This is a genomic window from Nocardia sp. NPDC060255, from assembly GCF_042727395.1.
Classification (GTDB): Bacteria; Actinomycetota; Actinomycetes; order Mycobacteriales; family Mycobacteriaceae; genus Nocardia.
The window spans coordinates 34945-51311 of record NZ_JBHXAU010000028.1 but is presented as its reverse complement, the minus strand read 5'-3'; the positions used below and the strand labels follow the sequence as shown (position 1 = coordinate 51311).

Here is a 16367-nt window from a genome sequence, read left to right as displayed (position 1 = left end):
GTGGCGGGTCGTCGTACGCTGAAATGATGTCGGACATCTCCGAACCGGACTTCGAGCGGCTGGTCGAGCTATTGGCCGGCCGACGGGTGGTGGTGCTGACCGGTGCCGGTGTGTCGACCGACAGCGGTATCCCCGACTATCGCGGTCCGTCCTCGCCGCCCCGCAATCCGATGACCTATCAGCAGTTCGTCGGTGACGCGGTGTTTCGGCAGCGGTATTGGGCGCGTAATCACATCGGCTGGCGGCGGATGGATGCGTCGCGGCCGAATCCGGGGCATCGCGCGCTGGCGCGGCTGGAGCGACTGGGTGTGGTGAGTGGTCTGATCACCCAGAATGTGGATCTGCTGCATACGAAGGCGGGGCATCGTCGGGTGATCGATCTGCACGGCACCTATGCGCGGGTGCGGTGCTTGGGTTGTGCTGCGTTGATTTCGCGGATGGCGTTGGCGGAGCAGTTGGAGGCGGCGAATCCAGGGTTTGCCGAGGGGGCGACGACCAATGGGGTAGAGGTCGCGCCGGATGCCGACGCGATTGTCGCCGATACCGACAGTTTTCGGATGGTCGATTGTGCAGGCTGCGGGGGAATGCTCAAGCCCGACATCGTGTATTTCGGGGAGAATGCGCCGAAGGAGCGGGTGGCGGCGGCGTACGAACTCGTTGACGAGGCGGACGCGTTGCTGGTCGCAGGGTCGTCGTTGACGGTGATGTCCGGGCTGCGGTTCGTGCGGCATGCGGCGAAACGGGGCCGGCCGGTAGTGATCGTCAATCGTGGCAATACCCGTGGGGATGAGTTGGCGTCGTTGACTGTTGATGCTGGATGCTCGGGTGCTCTTGTCGCGCTTGCCGACAGGCTCGGGGATGCGCGCGTTCTTGCCGGAGCAACGGTGTAGTCGACTTTTGTTGTGGCGCAATGCACGTCGTTGCATCGCGTGCATATGGGCATTTGATGCCACCAATGGCGGTCGGCAGGCTTATACGGCGGGCTTTGCGAAAGTTTCGCCTGTTGAATGACCGGCTTGCAGTCGATGCGAACACGCATGTTGTGCCGAACGAGACTATTCGGCCGCCCAGAACTCTTCCCTTTCAACATATATCGCATGGGTGGGCTTGCGGCAAGGCCCAGTCGGTGCCGCATACTCGCAAGCCCGAGTCGGTTCAGCCGCTGAATGGTGGTCGCCCGACTCTATTTTCGGGCAGGTGCGGATGTCCAATGTGCTGAATCCCGAGAGGAGAAACATTGGCTGAGGAAATGGCGACGCAGGTCGGTCCGTCGCGGCTCGACATCGCCTTCGAACGCTTCGGTGACACAGCACGCTGACCACCTCGATCGCCGACGCTCGGCAGCGCGGCCACGCTGCACAGGCCGAATTCGGTACGGTACAGACCGAACCCAGCGAACTGGCTCCGCGAGCAGGCACGCTCGCGGAGCCGTCCACTACTAGTCGGGCATCGAGCCATAGCGGGCATGACACCGGTCGCGACGGAATGCCCGGGGCCGACCTTCTCGGCGAATCAAAGGTTACAGTGCGGCCGGCTCCAGGACGTCGGACTGCTCGGGTATCGCGTCGGCCGGAATCCGGTTGGGTCGCAAAGCAATCGCCAGCACCGCCGCGCCGGTGAGGGCGATGAACATGGTCCATACCGCGCCTACGTGCATGGCGTGGATGAATGCGGCGTCGGCGGCCCGGGCCAGGTCGGGGCTGTGGATCACTGACGCGGCATGTCTGGTTTGTTCGGCAGAGACCTGTGCCCGTTCCTGGACGTCGGCGGGCAGGTCATGCAGTGCGGATGCGATGCCGCGCCGGTAGGCGATCGACATGATGGTGCCGCCTACCGCGATGCCGAGCACGCTGCCGGTTTGGCGCACAGTGTTGGTGACTGCGGATCCGGCGCCGGCCTGTGTCAACGGCAGGGTGTTCATGAGTGCCGCGGTCGTGCTGCCCATCACGATGCCGATCGACAGGCCTTGGATCAGTAGGACGATCTCGTTCCAGACGAGCGGGGTGTGCAGTCCGAAGAACGCGAAACTGCCCATCGCCAGTGCCGCCACGGTCAGTGCGGTCGCGGTGACCGGGCGTAGTGACCAGCGGCGCACCAGTCGGATGCCGAGTGGGCCGCCGACGATCGCACCGAGCGCGGCGGGGAATGTGGCGAATCCGGCCTGCAGGGGCGAGAAGCCTCGTGCGCCTTGCAGATAGAACGCGCTGTAGAAGCCGGCGGCGGTCATCGCGAAAAGCAGGAGGCCGAGGGCCGCGTTGCCGCCGCCGAACGTCCGTTGCGCGAGTAGTCGGGGATCGAAGCTCGGCTGACGGAGGCGTAGTTCGACAATCACGAACGCGCCCAACAGGATCACGCCCGCGGTGATCGGTGCCCAGACATCCGCCGGCGTCCAGGACGCCACCTGCCCCGCGCGAATCAGCCCGTAGGCCAACGCTGCGAGCCCGGTGATCGACAGCAGCAGGCCGGTCAGGTCGAGCGGGCGCGGGGTCGGGCTGCGGAATTCCGGGATCAGCACGGCGATCCCCACCAAGCCGACCAGCACCGCCGGGACATTGATGAGAAACACTGAGCCCCACCAGAAATGGTCGAGCAGCACCCCGGCGAGCAGTGGACCGGCCGCTATCCCGACACCCGCGGAGGCAGAGGAAATGCCGATCGCGGTTGCCCGGGCGGGTCCGGTGAAGGTCCAGGTGAGGATGGCCATGGTGGCCGGCATGATCAGCGCGCTGCCCACGCCCATCGCGGCACGCGCGGCGATCAGCTGGTCTGCGTCACCGGCGTAGGCCGCCCATATCGACGCGGCGGCGAAGGTCGCCAGGCCCGTGGCGAGCACGGTCCGGTGACCGAACCGGTCGCCGAGTGCGCCCGCGGTGAACATCAATGCGGCAAAGACCAGGGTGTAGGAGCCGGTCGCCCATTGCAGCTGGGCGGGAGTCGCGCCGAGCCCGCGGACCGGGTCGGCGAGGGTTTGGAAGGTCAGGCTGAGGATGGTGTTGTCCATCCAGATCAGGAACGAGGACAGCACGAGGACGGCGAGGATCAGCCGCTGCCTGGACTTCGGCACCGTGGGAGACGTGAGCATGAGAACCTTCGCTAAGATTGGCAAGAACCTGACGATTAACTTCGCATAGTCGTCAGGAACCTGTCAATATCGAGGAGGTCTTTTCGTTGGGTTCTTATCGGGGCGAGGTCGGGTCGCTGACGTTCATGGTCCGCAAGGTGTGGCTGAACATGCGGGCGGCAATCGGGGAGGAGCTCAAGACCTTCGGGCTGTCCACCTCCCAGTACGCCACCCTGATGATGACCGCCACACACCCCGGCATGTCGGTCGCCGACATCGCCCGCGAGGTCGCCAGCACCCGGCAGGCCGCCAACGAAATGCTCACCGGCCTCGAACAGGAGGGCCTCATCGAACGCCGCCCCCACCCCTCCGACCGCCGCACCCACCAGATCACCGTCACCGAATCCGGCCGAACCCGCCTGGCCGAAGCCCGAATCGCCGTCGGCCGCCGCGAAGCCGAACTGGAGGCTTCGTTCACCCCCGCCCAGCAAGCCGCGATCCGCGACTGGCTGGACGGGATCTCCGACGCCTGCCACTGACCCGGTGGTAGTCGTAATACACTGTGAGACAGAGTGATTGGTGAAACGTGGCCGAGCGTCGGCCGGTGTCGGAGCGCTGGCTGTAGCTAGTAGTCGACGCTCTGCGTCGGTCATGGCGTCCAGCTGGTCCGGTTGCCGAGTCCTTGGCCGATGAGATCCACGCTGGTCCTTGTGCGGCATGCTCAACCGTTCATTCCGCAACAAGGTGGGCCCGACGACTACGAGCGTCCGTTGACCGATCAGGGTGTAGCTCAGCCAGAACGGCTCGTTGACGAGTTGATCGCGTTGCCGCCGTGCGGGATTGCGTCCAGCCCCTACCTGCGCGCCGTTCGAACTGTCGAACCGCTTGCGCGTGTTGGTGATCGGCGTGGACTGGGGATTCGGTCAGGCGCGATATACTGTATCGACTTCTCCAGCAAAGGGATTCGCGTACTTGGCCCCGGACTTCAGTGAGTTGCGCATCAAGGTCGGCGGCGGGGCACAGCGATCCAGGTTGTGAACGGGCCCATCGGTTCGGTGGCGAAGGCCGCGCACGGGTGGGGGACGTGGCGGCCTTCGCTTCGCTTACCGGCGATTTCCTGCCTGTGCGGGGGTGCCGATCTCGGTGAGGCCGGTCAGGGCTGGTGGGAGTGGGCCTTCGTGCAGGACGCCGAGGCGTTGGGTTGCGCGGGTGAGGGCGACGTAGAGTTCGGCGGCACCGCGTGGACCTTCGGCAAGGATTCGTTCGGGGTCAACTACCAGGACGGCGTCGAACTCCAATCCCTTTGTCGCTGAGGCCGTCACGGTGCCAGGCAGGCCCGCTGGCCCGATCACGACGCTGGTGCCCTCATGGTCGGCTTCGGCTCGAACGAATTCGTCGATGGCAGTGGGTAATTCATCCTCGGTTACCTGTCTCGACCATGGCTGGACACCGCATGCGCGGACCGATTCCGGTGGCTGGACGCCGGGTGCGAACTCGGCGAGTAGCGCGGCGGCGACGGTCATGATCTCGGCGGGGGTGCGGTAGTTGACCGTCAGGGAACGGTAGGCCCAGCGGCCGGGGACGTAGGGCGCCATCATCGTGTCCCACGAGGTGGCGCCGGCGACCGATCGGCGTTGGGCGAGGTCACCGACGATCGTGAACGATTTGCTCGGGCAGCGGCGCATCAGCACTCGCCAGTCCATTTCGGACAGTTCTTGGGCCTCGTCGACCACGACGTGACGGTAGGTCCAATCGCGGTCTGCCGCAGCACGTTCGGCGAGTTCTCTGGTGTCGCGTTCGAGGAAGCGGTCGGCCAGGTCTTCGGCGTAGAGGAGATCCTGGGCGAACAGATGGTCCTCGTCGTCCATCATGTCCTCGCGGCCGACCATCACGTCCAGTACACCGGCGGCGTACTCGGCCTCGGCTTTTCGTTCCCGCTCGGCGGTCTGGTCGACCGGTTTGTCGGGGCCGAGCAGGTCGAGCAGTTCGTCGAGGAGTGGTACGTCCGACACTGTCCAGGCCGCGCCGTCCGCACGCAACAGCGCTTCGTCGGCACCTGCCGCACGCAATCGTTCGGGCGACGAATACAGCTGTGCCAGTAATGTTTCCGGCGTCAGGATCGGCCAGAGCTCATCGAGGGTGGCGGCGAACGTGTCGTGCGTCGCCAGTTCTTCGATCAGGTCCTCGCGCAGTTGCTCCCATGCTTCGCGGTCGTCCCTGGTCAACCAGTCCCGCCCGATCCGGGCGATCGCCCGTTCGGTGAGCACATACGTGATGATGTCGCGGAACACCGCTCGCGCCTCGTTGTGCGGCCGTCCGCTCGTGCGCGCCTCCTCCCTGGCCCATTCGGCGGTCGCGGCGTCGATGCGCACGGTGACGTCGGCCAGTTCGATCGTCACCGGATGCTCGGGCAGTCGCTGGCGATCGGCGACCGCTGCGGCGAGCACGTCCAGGATCTTCAATGAACCCTTGAGCTTCGCGGCCTGCGGGACGTCCTCGGCGGTGACGCGCAGACCGGGCACGAGCTCGCCCGCGGTCGTGAACACCACGTTGGTCTCGCCCAGCGAGGGTAGGACGTGGGCGATGTGGTTCAGGAACGCCGGATTGGGCCCGACCACCAGTACGCCCTGACGTTCCATTCGCTCGCGCTGGGTGTAGAGCAGATACGCGACTCGGTGCAGCGCCACCACGGTCTTCCCGGTACCGGGACCACCCTCGATCACCAGCACGCCTGGATGGTCGAGTCGGATGATCTCGTCCTGCTCGGCTTGGATCGTCGCGACGATGTCGCGCATGCCCGCACCGCGCGGCGCGTTGACCGCCGCGAGCAGGGCCGCGTCGCCTCGTTCGCCGTCGTCGGGTCGGCCGAGCACCTCGTCGGTGAAGTCGACCACCTGACGTCCACGGGTGTGGAACTGGCGGCGCCTGCGCATGTTCTCCGGCGTCGCGGCAGTGGCGACGTAGAACGCGCGTGCCGCGGGTGCTCGCCAATCGAGCAGCAGCGGTTCGAACTCGTTCGCCTCGTCGTAGAGGCCGATCCGGCCGATGTAGGAATGTTCGCCCGAGAGGGTGTCCAATCGACCGAAGCACAGTCCGTTGTCGGCGACGTCCAGCCGCTGCACCGACTTACCCAGTGCGCGTACCTGGTCCTCGCGTTCCATGGCGGACACGTCTCTGCCGCGCAACGCGGCGTTGTACTGGCCTTTCGCTCGCGCGCGTTCGGCGTCCAGACGCGTGTAGAGCCCGGCCACATAGGTCCGCTCGGACCTCAATTCCGCTTCATACCCTTGAGTAGGCATGTGCCCCTTCCTTTTTCGCTGGCTCGACGGTGTCGCGTTGGTCACGCGGGCACGTTCGCTCGTTCTCGGCTGATCGCGTCGAGCAGCAGTGTCGTGGCCGTTGTCGCACAGTCGGTGCGGATCGTGGCCACGGCTTTGCTCGTGTGGAGGTCAGGGCAGTCGTGAGCGCGGCTTCGGTGGTCGTTCCGTCCTGCGCCGACCCGCAACTCTGCCACTCGGCTGTTCCGGTACTGCTGGTCAGCCAGTCGCGGCACGACTGCTCGCGCATCCGCCGTTGCCGTGTATCCGGCCAGCTCCACGCAGCCCGGCAGTTCCCGCGCACCGACTGACCGCAACACCGCTACGAGCCCCACCATCGGCTCGACGGCCCCGCGCGACCCGAACGTCGACAACAACACACGCAACTCGTGACTCCCATTTCCGCAGGTTCTGGCCTCGGCCAGCGAGTATGCGCTACGACCGGGGCCTTGCCGCAAGCCCCCGGGTGCGTTATATATTGAATACGGAAAGGAATCAGTAGCTCCTTTCCTTTTTCTTTGTCCGCCGTCGACGGACGACTCCCTCGCCCGCACCGGACACACCTTGCTGCAGACATGCGCAACATCGAGCGCCGCGGCGACATCCTGGATCGTGGCTCCCTTTCGCGGGTAGCCACGCCATCATGTGCCGTCGATCATGAACGAGAGCCTATGGACCTCGACACGGCGGCGGCGTGTCGTAATAAGAGGCCCCAGATATCAACAACCGCAAGGTGTTTCGATATCAGCACCCGTCCTCGGTGCCCGTGGTGAACGCAGGTCGCCGAGAGGGAACTAGTGTCACGCGCCTCTCGGGCGATGCCTGCACCAGTTCCCTCTCGAGCCAGATCTGCGCGGGGCGCACCTGGGCTGACGGGGAGTCTCAGCCCCGATGACGCCTGTGACGGTCTCGGTGCGAGACGGACTGAACCTCCCGTCGTATCTGGCACTGCCCGTTGGCGTCGAACTCGTCAGATTGCCGATGGTCCACGGCGGCCCATGGCTTCGCGACAGCTGGGACTACGACGATCGCACAACTCTTCGTCAACCGCTTTGCGGCGAGGCAGGTCAACTGCCGCGGTTCGACCGGATGCGGCAAAGCGCCGACCAGGGCTACAGCCATCGAGTACGAGTCGGGATCTTCGGGATATGCCGCTCTCTCCGGCGTCATCCGCACCCCGACGCTTTCGCCGCCGCCATCGACTACGTCGGTATCTTTAATCTGGCGAACTTTCTCCGCACGATCCCTCCGTACTCCAAGCCGCACACCGCCAACAACTGGTACCTGTGCGAATCACTCACCCGCTAGCCCTTTCCGGTGTCGTATTCCTGCACGTAGACCGTGTCGACTCCGACGGGGCCGATCACTGTTCCGCCGCCCGGATGCCCGAGTGGTGTTGTCCGGCCGGGCAGCGGCTCGGTGAAGAAGCGGGCGTTTTCGATGACGAACTGTTCCTGCCCCGCGGGAATGTCGTCCTCGTAGTAGATCGCGTCGACCGGGCAGGCCGGTTCAACCGTGCAGTCGATGCATTCGTCGGGCTGTATGTAGGCCATCCGGTTGCCGATGAAGATGCAGTCGAGTGGGCACTCCTCGATGCAGGCCCGATCCAGGACATCCACGCAGGCCGCGCCGATCACGAACGTCACAGTGTTCTCCTCGCTGTCCTTGACCCGCGATTCGGGATATCTCCGATCCTGGTGCCCGCCCACTCGGCCGGGTAGTGGCCCAATGCCGACCACCCCATAAGCTGCCCTTATGGCCCTGCCGCCGGGAACACCCGATCTGGAGGCGCTCGATCTGCTCGCATCCGTGGCGGAACTGGGCAGCCTCGGCGCGGCCGCGCGACGGCACGGCATCAGCCAGCCCGCCGCCAGTATGCGGATCAGTGCGCTCGAGGGCCGACTCCACCTGCGACTGCTGGATCGCGGCCCCACCGGCTCGGCATTGACCGACGCCGGGCACACCGTGGTCGAACTCGGCCGGCCGGTGCTGGCGGCAGCACTGGCATTGACCGAGGGAATCGCGGCCCTGCACCGCGCCGAGCGACCGAGATTGTATATCGTGGCGTCGAAAACGATTGCCGACCACCGCATTCCGCACTGGCTGACCGCCCTGCGCAAGATCCGCCCGCAACTGGCGATAGAACTGGACGTCGCGAATTCCCGACAGGTCACCGCAGCGGTCCGCGACCGCGAAACCGAACTCGGCTTCGTCGAAGGACCCCATCCGCCAACAGGATTGGGCAGTCGCGTGCTCGTCGCCGACGAACTCGTCGTGGTTGTCGCGCCAACCCATCCGTGGGCCACTCGCCGCCGTCCGGTGACTCCGCGCGAACTCGCCGACACCCCACTGCTGTGGCGAGAGAAGGGTTCCGGAACCCGCGACACTGTCTGGGAGGCGCTCGAGATCCACGGCACCCCGGCCCCGCCGGCAGCCGAACTCGGTTCGGCCGCAGCGATTCTCGCCACCGCTCGCAGCGGCGCCGCACCTGCCGTGGTCAGCCGCCTGATCGTGGCGCACGAACTGAGCGCGGGCACCCTCCACGAGGTACGCCTGTCCGACTCCCTCGCCTTGACCAGAAAGTTCCGCGCCATCTGGCACCGGCGAACACCACCCAGCGGGCCCGCCGCCGACTTGGTCGAGCTGGCTGCCCGCATCGAGGCCGCGCGAACGAGCAGGCCGCGGCCTCATTGACCATACTTTCCGGGGGTCGCCGCAGCGGTGTCGTGCTGCTTACACTTCCTCTGGATTCTCCTCTGAATCTCCTGTCCACCAAAGGAATCGCATGATGGGCAAGTATCTCCGAGCTTCCGAACGGCGAACCTTCGTGCCCAAGAATCGGATCATCGGATCGGCCGTCGCCACGGCTGTGGCGTTCGCGGGCGCCGCCATGCTCGCGGGCACAGCCATCGCAGGCCCGGCGCCCCTCATCGCGGTCGACACCAACCAGCACCTCAACGCCGACGGCACCGTGGTGGTCACCGGCGCGTACACCTGCGCAGGCGGTCCGAGCAAGGCGTACCGGGTAGCCACGTTGCGGCAGCGCGATGGCGATGCCGAGACCAACACTCCCCAAACGGTCGTGCCGGTGAACTGCGACGGCACCGCACACCCTTACTCCATCGACATCGCGGTGCCCGGATATCTGCCATTCCAGCCCGGCCCGGCCGGATTCACCACCGTCTGGGATATTTACGACGCCAACGGTGACCCCACCAACGCCGAACTCGTCAACGCCACCGTCACCCTGCAGAGCTGACCGGTCACGAAGTCGGTACGCCGGCTTCGCGCGGGGACTTGTCGGGGCGCAGGCCGCGCCAGCTCGGGTGGCGTAACCCGTCGGCGCCGGCTTCGCGGAATTCGATGTCGGCGACGAGTTCGGGTTCGACCCAGTGGGCGACGGCTGCCACGGGTCGCGGGGGTGGGATGTCGAAAGGGCTGTCGGGGCGGGCGATTTCGTTGAGCCGGAGCTGTAGGGCCTTGCGGTCGCGCATAGTCCAGCCGGTACCGACGTTGCCGATGTGGACGAGGCGGCCGGTGTTGTCGTAGGCGCCCATCACGATGGAGCCGAAGATGCCGGAGTAGCGGCCGTTGCCGGGGAGCCAGCCTGCGACGACGACCTCGGTGGTTCGGCGGAGTGGGGTTTTGATCCATGCGGGGGAGCGGCGGCCAGGCTGATAGGTGGAGTCGAGGCGCTTGGCGATGATGCCTTCGAGTCCGTGGTCGCGGGCGACGCCGAGCATGGTGGTGGCGTCGACGTTGGCGTAGTAGGGCGGGGTGCGGGCGATCGGCAGGTCGATCGCCAATTCCTCGAGCCGGGCGCGCCTTTCGAAATAAGGGCGAGCGAGGAGCGACTCTCCGCTGTCGGCAAGCAAATCGAAAATGAGGTATTGGATCGGTATTTCTTGCAGGAGTTCGAGGCTGGGATTCACGACATGCATCCGGCGCTGCAGCCGACGGAAGGACGGCACACCGGTGCTCGGCTCGGGGGCCACGATCTCACCATCGACCAGCACTTCCCTGCCGCCGAGAAATTCGGCGAAAATGCTGGTCAGCTCCGGAAAAGAACTACTCAGATCGCGATTGTTCCGACTGTAGAAGCGGCATTGCCCGTTCGCCGTTCGACCGATGGCACGAATGCCGTCCCATTTCATCTCGATCGCCCACAGACCGATTTCTGCCGGTGGTCGCCCGGGGACGGCCAGCATTGGCAGCGGCACTGATTGCACAAGATCAGCATACTGTCAGCTATCGGTTTGCCCGGGGATGAATGGGAGTTATCCGGCCGACAGGCCCGCAATGAGGTAGCGCGTCGGCATGACGCGACCAATTCGTTCTCGAAAAGGGCGGTGTCGAGGGTGCGGCCAGCAGGTGGTGCACCCAGTAACTTGATCGTGGCGACGACGAGTCGGGCAGGTGCCTTTGTCGTTGACGTGCACGTCAGGGTTGGGCGAGGAGTTCGCGTATGTCTGCCAGTGCCGTGCGGTGTCTTCGGCCCCTTGTCCATGAGCTGGCGTGAGCGAGGCATGCGGATTCGGAGGAATTCAGGGTCCTGACGACGGTCCCCACAATGGTCCGCATGACACCTTCCAGCGAATCGGCCACGCCATTTCGCCTGCTCTGGCTGGCGGCGGTGTCGGCATCGACGTGGCGGGTCATCAGCTCGACGATCGCGTCTTTGTTGAGATAGTACCGATACAGCGATCCGATAGAGATTTCAGGGGGCCTCGACGCTGCGGTTGGCTGCGCTGCGGGTGGTCATCGTTCGATCAGGCAGTCGCGAAGCGCTCCTACAACGCATCCGTGACCTCGGCACGGCATGCGCCGGACCCTAGAACCTCGTCACTGGCGCCGCAGCAACTGCCAATGCCGTTCGCTGCGGCAACCGGCAATGGCCGGCCGATCCCAGCAACCCGGATCAAGGCATGCGCATACCGGGCCTCGGCCGGACGGGACTTAGCTAACCACGAAGAGCGGGCATACGGATCCCAACCGTCACCCCTTCGATTCTGACGGCCCATCCCACCCAACGTCCGTGCCCCACAACCTCACTCGAAGCCGCGACTTGACGTACCTAACGTGCTCTTGACGCAGGTTGCAGCTTGCGTCAAGAGCACGGTTCGTACGTCAGGTCGGGCGAGCGATCGCGATGGTCGGCGGCGGGTCGGTGCTCGATCGGGTTCGGGGTTTTAACGTTGTTGTATGAGCGAATCAGGGGCGGCGGCGATCAGTTTCGGCATCAAGACGTATCCCGCGAACGTCAGCTACCCGGATATCCTCCGGGTCTGGCGTGAGGCCGACGAGATTGTCGAAATCGAGCACGCGTGGCTTTACGATCACCTGCTCCCCAGGGGTGGCCCGGGTATTGCACTGGAGGAGGGCCTTTCGGGACCGGTTCATGAAGGGTGGACGTTGCTCACTGCCCTCGCTGCTCAGACCCGGCGCCTGCGACTCGGGTTGCTGGTCACGAACAATCGCATCCGACGGCCGGCGGTGCTGGCGAAAATCGCCGCCACTGTCGATGTGATCGCCGATGGGCGTCTCGACTTCGGTATCGGCGTCGGCGGCATGCCGAAGCGCGATCCGCAGTTCGAGACGTTGGTGGCGCCCGAGTACAACGCCTACGGCATTCCGGCGGGCAGTTGGCGTGCCGCGGTCGCCGACCTCGCCGAAGCGTGCACGATCATCCGGCGGATGTGGACCGAAACGGTCTTCGACTTCGCGGGCGAACACCACCAACTCACCGCAGCCCGCTGCAACCCCAAGCCGATCCAGCAACCGCACCCCCCGATCCTGATCGCAGGCATCGGAACCACCACATTGCGCGTGATAGCCGAACACGCAAACATCTGGAACGTCATCGGCCCACCCCGCAACACCATCGACTACCTGCGACACCGCAGCGCCGTCCTGGACGAACACTGCGCCGCGATCGGCCGTGACCCTCGAGAGATCACCCGCTCAGCCCAGATCGTCGTCTCCTACGACGATCCCGCCCAGTCCCGACAGCACCTCCGCCACCTGATCAACGCCGGATTCACCCACCTCGTGCTCGTACTACCCGCGCCATACCCGACCAAGGTCGCCCGCTGGGCAACCGATGAGATCATCACGCCAACCCTCAACGAATTTGCGCACTGATTCCGGGTCTGTTCGTGTTCCTGCGCGATCTTGGCCCGGTGGCGTAGCGGCGTTGTGTCCGTGCGGGATTCGTGGACCGATGGTCGGTTAGCTGTCTCGGTGGCGGCGGCGAAACTGCGATCACGGTCGGTTCGTACGAGTGGTGTGGTGACTTCTACTGGGCTGGAAGACTTTCCGGCGACACCGAACCCGAAGGTGGCACGGCTGACCGTGGTGTTCACCGATAACGTCGGCACCCAACGGTGGTTGACGCCGACCGCGTTCCAGGTGCCGGGCAAGCCGATCGACATCGATGACGAAGTCGTTGTGTGGTTCGATCCGGAACGTCCCGGCGATATCGCGCGGATTGTGGCGGAGTTCGACAACGGAGTCAGCCGAGTCGTGAAGACACGGTAGCTCAGAGGCCGAGTTTGGTGACCGCGTTGTCTTCCAAAGGGTTTGCGGTACGGATGTAGCCGTGTACGGTGCGCGGGTTGGACCAGCGACCTTGGCGCATGATCTCGCGGTCGCTGGCACCGCCGAGGGCCGCCTGGGTGGCGAAGCCTGCGCGCAGGGAGTGGCCGGAGAAGAGGTCGGGGTCGAGACCGGCGCGGGCGGCGTAGCGTTTGACGAGTTCGGCGACGGCGCGACCGGACATCGGGGTGGCGCCGACCGTACCGTGACGATTTATGGTGGGGCACAAGGGTAGGTCGGGTTGCTCGGCCAGAGCGGTTCCGGTGAAGCCATGGCAGCGGTGAATGTCCGGGTCGGTGGTGGACTCAGTGAGGTGGGCGCGCAGGCCCGATTTGCCTGCGGCAGTGTGTATTTCGAGCAAGCGGACCCAGTCGGCGAAGGCGCAGACGGGACAGGTGCGCGGACGTTGGCCGCGCGGCAGTGCGACGCGTTGTTCGGCGACACCGGTGGGGTCGGTCTTCGTCGACGGCAACCGCACCAGCAGCACCGGCTCTCCGGTGGCGTGATCGAGTTGCACATCGACGTCGGCGATACGCAGTCCGGCGAGCTCACTGCGCCGCAATGCGCCGGCGAACCCGATCAGCAACACGAGCGCATCGCGACGCCGGGCCGGTTCGGTAGGCCAGCCGGGTTCGGGAAGCCCGGCCAACAGTTGATCGAGGGTGTGCAACAGTACGGGGCGTTTACGTTTCGGCTGTGTGCGCCGAGTGCGCCGGATACCGCGCAGAGTCAGCCGGACCACGTCGGAGCGGGTGGGCGACGGCAACCCGTTCGCAGCATGCACCGCGGCGATCGCCGCCGACTTGCGTTCCAGAGTCGCCGCGCTGAACGCCCACTCACCGGTGTCACGACGCGCGTCCGCCGCCGCAGCCAGATAGACCGCGACATCGAGCGGATCAGCGGGCATCGCCTGCCGCGTCTCCGCTGAACACCACGCCGACCACGCGATCCAATCGGTCCGATAGGCGCGCAACGTATTCGCCGACTGCGAAGCCTCGAGATACCGGCGCAGCGACCCCGCCTGATTATCATCGAACCGCTCCCGCACCAACCGCAACGCAGCCGCGTCAACGAGAACACTCCGCACCCCACGCCGCAGCTCGGTCCGCACCGACTCCGGCATCGCGACGACAGCGGCGCGCTCTTCCATTGATCAGCTCCTATCCCTAGACCGATGCCATTCTCCCGCTGCCCCAGTCCAATTCACCGCATCACCCATCTCCCCGCGCGTCGGCATACCACCCAACACCCCGGTAGTGCGCCGCCGCGAATCCTTCGGCTCGGCTACCCGGTTCGCGGACGACCTGGCTCGCTACGAAAACCACCCCCGACTGGCTGATGATCTCAGAGCCACAGTGCGTTGCGCGGGGTTCGCTATCGGACGAGGTGTCCCGCAGACATGGGTCATCCTGGACAGACACCTCTACGACGACCGCGTTGCCCAGTTGGTCAGCGAGTCCACGGAATTGGTTTGGTCGATGTGCGATGATCCCCGGCCGACCCGAGTCAGGCTCTCGACGGATATATGACATGTAAATCGAATTGGGGCGGAACCGATGGCGGGACCAGCGCGTCCAAGTAATCGACTGTCCATGACGGTTCGGGGGCGTCGCGAACTCGGGGGTGACGCATGAAAACCAGTGCTGGCGTGAGGGAGTCGCCACAACCGTAAGAGTTGAACGGACTCTTGCACATTCTCGGGAGGGACTATGATGCAGCGTACTCGCAGGGTAGTTGTCGGCGTGTTCATGGCGTTGGCCGTGACTTCTGCTGGGGCCGGTTCTGCACTGGCAAATTACTGCGATGACATGTACCAACAAACTATCGACGAGTGCAATCGGAACTATCCTGGGGCCGGTCAGCAATACGAAAGGCAGGTGTGTTTCAGGAATGCGAACGACTGGTACAAGGATTGCTTAAGGAGAACGTGCGGTGCGTCTGCGTCTTTGCCCCTAGCCGGAAAAGAGGCAGAGGCGCAACAGAATTCTTGTCCACGGTGAGGAGGGGAACTCGATTTGACGAATCTAGGTATGAGCAGGGATATCGGTCAGGCTATCGCGACTCGCGAGCTGGGTAGCGAACGAGGGCCGGTGTCGGTAGAGGTTGGAGCGCCGCTTCAGATGCATGACGACGTTCCTGCCGCTTGGATGTGTGGCGTGCAGATCACCGGAATGAGGCCAGAACCGATCATTATCTGGGCGCCGGGTGTGGACTCCATGGACGCGTTGATCAACGCCCTGCAGATGGCAGGCGATCGGCTAAGTCTTTCGGACCTTCGCCTGACCTGGAACGGTGTCGTTAACACGTTGATGCCGGTTACTCAGACCGACGGCAATATTCTCATCCCGCAAATAACCGAGCAGCAGATTGCTGATGCTTTCGGTGCGGATGTCGCTGCCGGCATGACCGCGCGACGCACTGCTCTTGATGAGAAGCTGGAAGACCATTTGAGGGCTGAACGTGAAGCTGCTGACGACGAGTAGCTGAACTGGTAAGCCTGGTCCCGACGAGCGCGAGGCGGTCCCGGATTGAACTTGGGGCCGCCTCGTCTCCTGGCTTACGCGTGTAGCGAAGTTTCACGTAAAGAACCGGAACAACTCCTCGCGGCCGATCGGCCGGGAACCCCCGCAGACGCACCAACTCCTCGTCCGCGAACACCCGAGTTGCCAGTTGGTCAGCGAGTCCTGCGGTGATCCCCGGCCGATCGGCGAGCTCGCTACGACAAGGTCGGCCATCTCGGGCAGTGCCAGGTAATTCCGTCCCATTCCACCAGAAACGGCTCGGCGTGTGGCAGCGGTGTTCCCCAGACACGGGGGCCGAGCGTACACAGCGATGCGACGGTCAGGGTGAGGCTGGCGACGTGGCCGACAACGACAACGGTTTCCCCGGAGTCGGCGGCCGCGATCCGCCGGAAGGTGGCGTCCATGCGGGTAAGCACCTGCCGTCCCGACTCGCCGTCGGCAACTCGCTGGCCCAGATCACGCTCAATGATCCATGCCCGCAACACTTCGGCTGTTCGTCGCCGCACCGCGGGATCGGTGGTCCCTTCGTGTCGGCCGATGGCGACCTCGGCCAGTTCGGCCGACGTCACGATATCGAGACCCCTACTTGCAGCAAGTGCCGCAGCTGTCTGCTGTGCGCGCACAGCGGTACTGCAGTAGATCCGGCGGATCGGTTCTCCGTCCAGTACCCGGGCGGCAGCCATAGCTTCGCGCTGCCCGCGCGTGGTCAGCGCCGCCGCCGGTACAGCTCCCGCGACACCTGCGATGACATTCTCCGATTCCGCGTGCCGCAGACACCACACCTTGACGCGGTCACTCATACCCACCAGTTCTACCGGTCTTCGTAACTACCACGTCGCTATCGCTGTTTGTAATCTGCTGTCCTATGCCAGA

The 16367-nt window shown here is 64.9% G+C and carries 14 protein-coding genes and 1 pseudogene; 9 read left to right on the top strand and 6 right to left on the bottom strand.

From position 1 onward, the window contains the following. Positions 1–26: 26 nt before the first annotated feature. Positions 27–890 (top strand): NAD-dependent protein deacetylase, encoded by an 864-nt coding sequence (locus tag ACFWF1_RS36260; RefSeq protein ID WP_379288637.1) that lies wholly within the window; start codon positions 27–29, stop codon positions 888–890. 629 nt (positions 891–1519) lie between these two features. Here the strand turns inward: ACFWF1_RS36260 and ACFWF1_RS36255 are convergent. After that, positions 1520–3082 (bottom strand): MFS transporter, encoded by a 1563-nt coding sequence (locus tag ACFWF1_RS36255; RefSeq protein ID WP_379288638.1) that lies wholly within the window; start codon positions 3080–3082, stop codon positions 1520–1522. Between the two features lie 86 nt (positions 3083–3168). On the opposite strand from ACFWF1_RS36255, the gene ACFWF1_RS36250 reads away from it, so the two are divergent. Both ACFWF1_RS36250 and ACFWF1_RS36245 read left to right on the top strand, forming a co-directional pair. Then, a complete protein-coding gene (locus tag ACFWF1_RS36250) occupies positions 3169–3600 on the top strand; it encodes a MarR family winged helix-turn-helix transcriptional regulator (RefSeq protein WP_379288640.1) in 432 nt (143 codons plus the stop codon). Between the two features lie 150 nt (positions 3601–3750). Then, on the top strand, positions 3751–4053 hold the full coding sequence (locus tag ACFWF1_RS36245; RefSeq protein WP_379288642.1) for a histidine phosphatase family protein: 303 nt from the start codon (positions 3751–3753) through the stop codon (positions 4051–4053). A gap of 111 nt (positions 4054–4164) precedes the next feature. Here the strand turns inward: ACFWF1_RS36245 and helR are convergent, their stop codons facing one another. Then, complete coding sequence (helR, locus tag ACFWF1_RS36240; RefSeq protein WP_379288644.1) at positions 4165–6360, bottom strand: RNA polymerase recycling motor ATPase HelR; 2196 nt, start codon at positions 6358–6360, stop codon at positions 4165–4167. A gap of 903 nt (positions 6361–7263) precedes the next feature. Here helR and ACFWF1_RS36235 point away from each other — a divergent pair. After that, positions 7264–7662, top strand: a pseudogene (locus ACFWF1_RS36235) (alpha/beta hydrolase family protein); the annotation flags it as partial. A 20-nt stretch (positions 7663–7682) separates the two neighbouring features. Here the strand turns inward: ACFWF1_RS36235 and fdxA are convergent. Then, positions 7683–8024, bottom strand: coding sequence for a ferredoxin (fdxA, locus tag ACFWF1_RS36230; protein ID WP_379288646.1), 342 nt, complete (start codon positions 8022–8024; stop codon positions 7683–7685). 109 nt (positions 8025–8133) lie between these two features. On the opposite strand from fdxA, the gene ACFWF1_RS36225 reads away from it, so the two are divergent. Both ACFWF1_RS36225 and ACFWF1_RS36220 read left to right on the top strand, forming a co-directional pair. Further along, positions 8134–9072, top strand: coding sequence for a LysR family transcriptional regulator (locus ACFWF1_RS36225; RefSeq protein WP_379288647.1), 939 nt, complete (start codon positions 8134–8136; stop codon positions 9070–9072). A 94-nt stretch (positions 9073–9166) separates the two neighbouring features. After that, positions 9167–9637 (top strand): DUF6299 family protein, encoded by a 471-nt coding sequence (locus ACFWF1_RS36220; RefSeq protein ID WP_379288649.1) that lies wholly within the window; start codon positions 9167–9169, stop codon positions 9635–9637. Between the two features lie 4 nt (positions 9638–9641). Here ACFWF1_RS36220 and ligD read toward each other — a convergent pair whose 3' ends face one another. Further along, positions 9642–10586 (bottom strand): non-homologous end-joining DNA ligase, encoded by a 945-nt coding sequence (gene ligD / locus ACFWF1_RS36215; protein WP_379288779.1) that lies wholly within the window; start codon positions 10584–10586, stop codon positions 9642–9644. A 994-nt stretch (positions 10587–11580) separates the two neighbouring features. Here ligD and ACFWF1_RS36210 point away from each other — a divergent pair. Both ACFWF1_RS36210 and ACFWF1_RS36205 read left to right on the top strand, forming a co-directional pair. Further along, entirely contained in the window at positions 11581–12519 is a 939-nt protein-coding gene (locus ACFWF1_RS36210) for an LLM class flavin-dependent oxidoreductase (protein ID WP_379288651.1), read from the top strand. 147 nt (positions 12520–12666) lie between these two features. Next, on the top strand, positions 12667–12915 hold the full coding sequence (locus tag ACFWF1_RS36205; protein ID WP_379288653.1) for a hypothetical protein: 249 nt from the start codon (positions 12667–12669) through the stop codon (positions 12913–12915). Between the two features lies 1 nt (position 12916). Here the strand turns inward: ACFWF1_RS36205 and ACFWF1_RS36200 are convergent, their stop codons facing one another. After that, the gene (locus ACFWF1_RS36200) at positions 12917–14122 is read right to left on the bottom strand and encodes a site-specific integrase (protein ID WP_379288654.1); all 1206 of its coding nucleotides are present in this window, start codon (positions 14120–14122) and stop codon (positions 12917–12919) included. A gap of 880 nt (positions 14123–15002) precedes the next feature. Here ACFWF1_RS36200 and ACFWF1_RS36195 point away from each other — a divergent pair. After that, entirely contained in the window at positions 15003–15455 is a 453-nt protein-coding gene (locus ACFWF1_RS36195) for a DUF6968 family protein (protein ID WP_379288656.1), read from the top strand. Positions 15456–15688: 233 nt separating this feature from the next. Here ACFWF1_RS36195 and ACFWF1_RS36190 read toward each other — a convergent pair whose 3' ends face one another. After that, entirely contained in the window at positions 15689–16294 is a 606-nt protein-coding gene (locus ACFWF1_RS36190) for a histidine phosphatase family protein (RefSeq protein WP_379288657.1), read from the bottom strand. Positions 16295–16367 lie beyond the last annotated feature (73 nt).

Bases quoted from the DNA above. Each gene is read 5' to 3' on its own strand.
- ACFWF1_RS36245 (WP_379288642.1), top strand. From the start codon at position 3,751: ATGAGATCCACGCTGGTCCTTGTGCGGCATGCTCAACCGTTCATTCCG.
- ACFWF1_RS36255 (WP_379288638.1), bottom strand. From the start codon at position 3,082: ATGCTCACGTCTCCCACGGTGCCGAAGTCCAGGCAGCGGCTGATCCTC.
- ACFWF1_RS36190 (WP_379288657.1), bottom strand. From the start codon at position 16,294: ATGAGTGACCGCGTCAAGGTGTGGTGTCTGCGGCACGCGGAATCGGAG.
- ACFWF1_RS36195 (WP_379288656.1), top strand. From the start codon at position 15,003: ATGAGCAGGGATATCGGTCAGGCTATCGCGACTCGCGAGCTGGGTAGC.
- ACFWF1_RS36220 (WP_379288649.1), top strand. From the start codon at position 9,167: ATGGGCAAGTATCTCCGAGCTTCCGAACGGCGAACCTTCGTGCCCAAG.
- helR (WP_379288644.1), bottom strand. From the start codon at position 6,360: ATGCCTACTCAAGGGTATGAAGCGGAATTGAGGTCCGAGCGGACCTAT.
- ACFWF1_RS36200 (WP_379288654.1), bottom strand. From the start codon at position 14,122: ATGGAAGAGCGCGCCGCTGTCGTCGCGATGCCGGAGTCGGTGCGGACC.
- ACFWF1_RS36260 (WP_379288637.1), top strand. From the start codon at position 27: ATGTCGGACATCTCCGAACCGGACTTCGAGCGGCTGGTCGAGCTATTG.
- ligD (WP_379288779.1), bottom strand. From the start codon at position 10,586: ATGCTGGCCGTCCCCGGGCGACCACCGGCAGAAATCGGTCTGTGGGCG.
- ACFWF1_RS36225 (WP_379288647.1), top strand. From the start codon at position 8,134: ATGGCCCTGCCGCCGGGAACACCCGATCTGGAGGCGCTCGATCTGCTC.
- ACFWF1_RS36210 (WP_379288651.1), top strand. From the start codon at position 11,581: ATGAGCGAATCAGGGGCGGCGGCGATCAGTTTCGGCATCAAGACGTAT.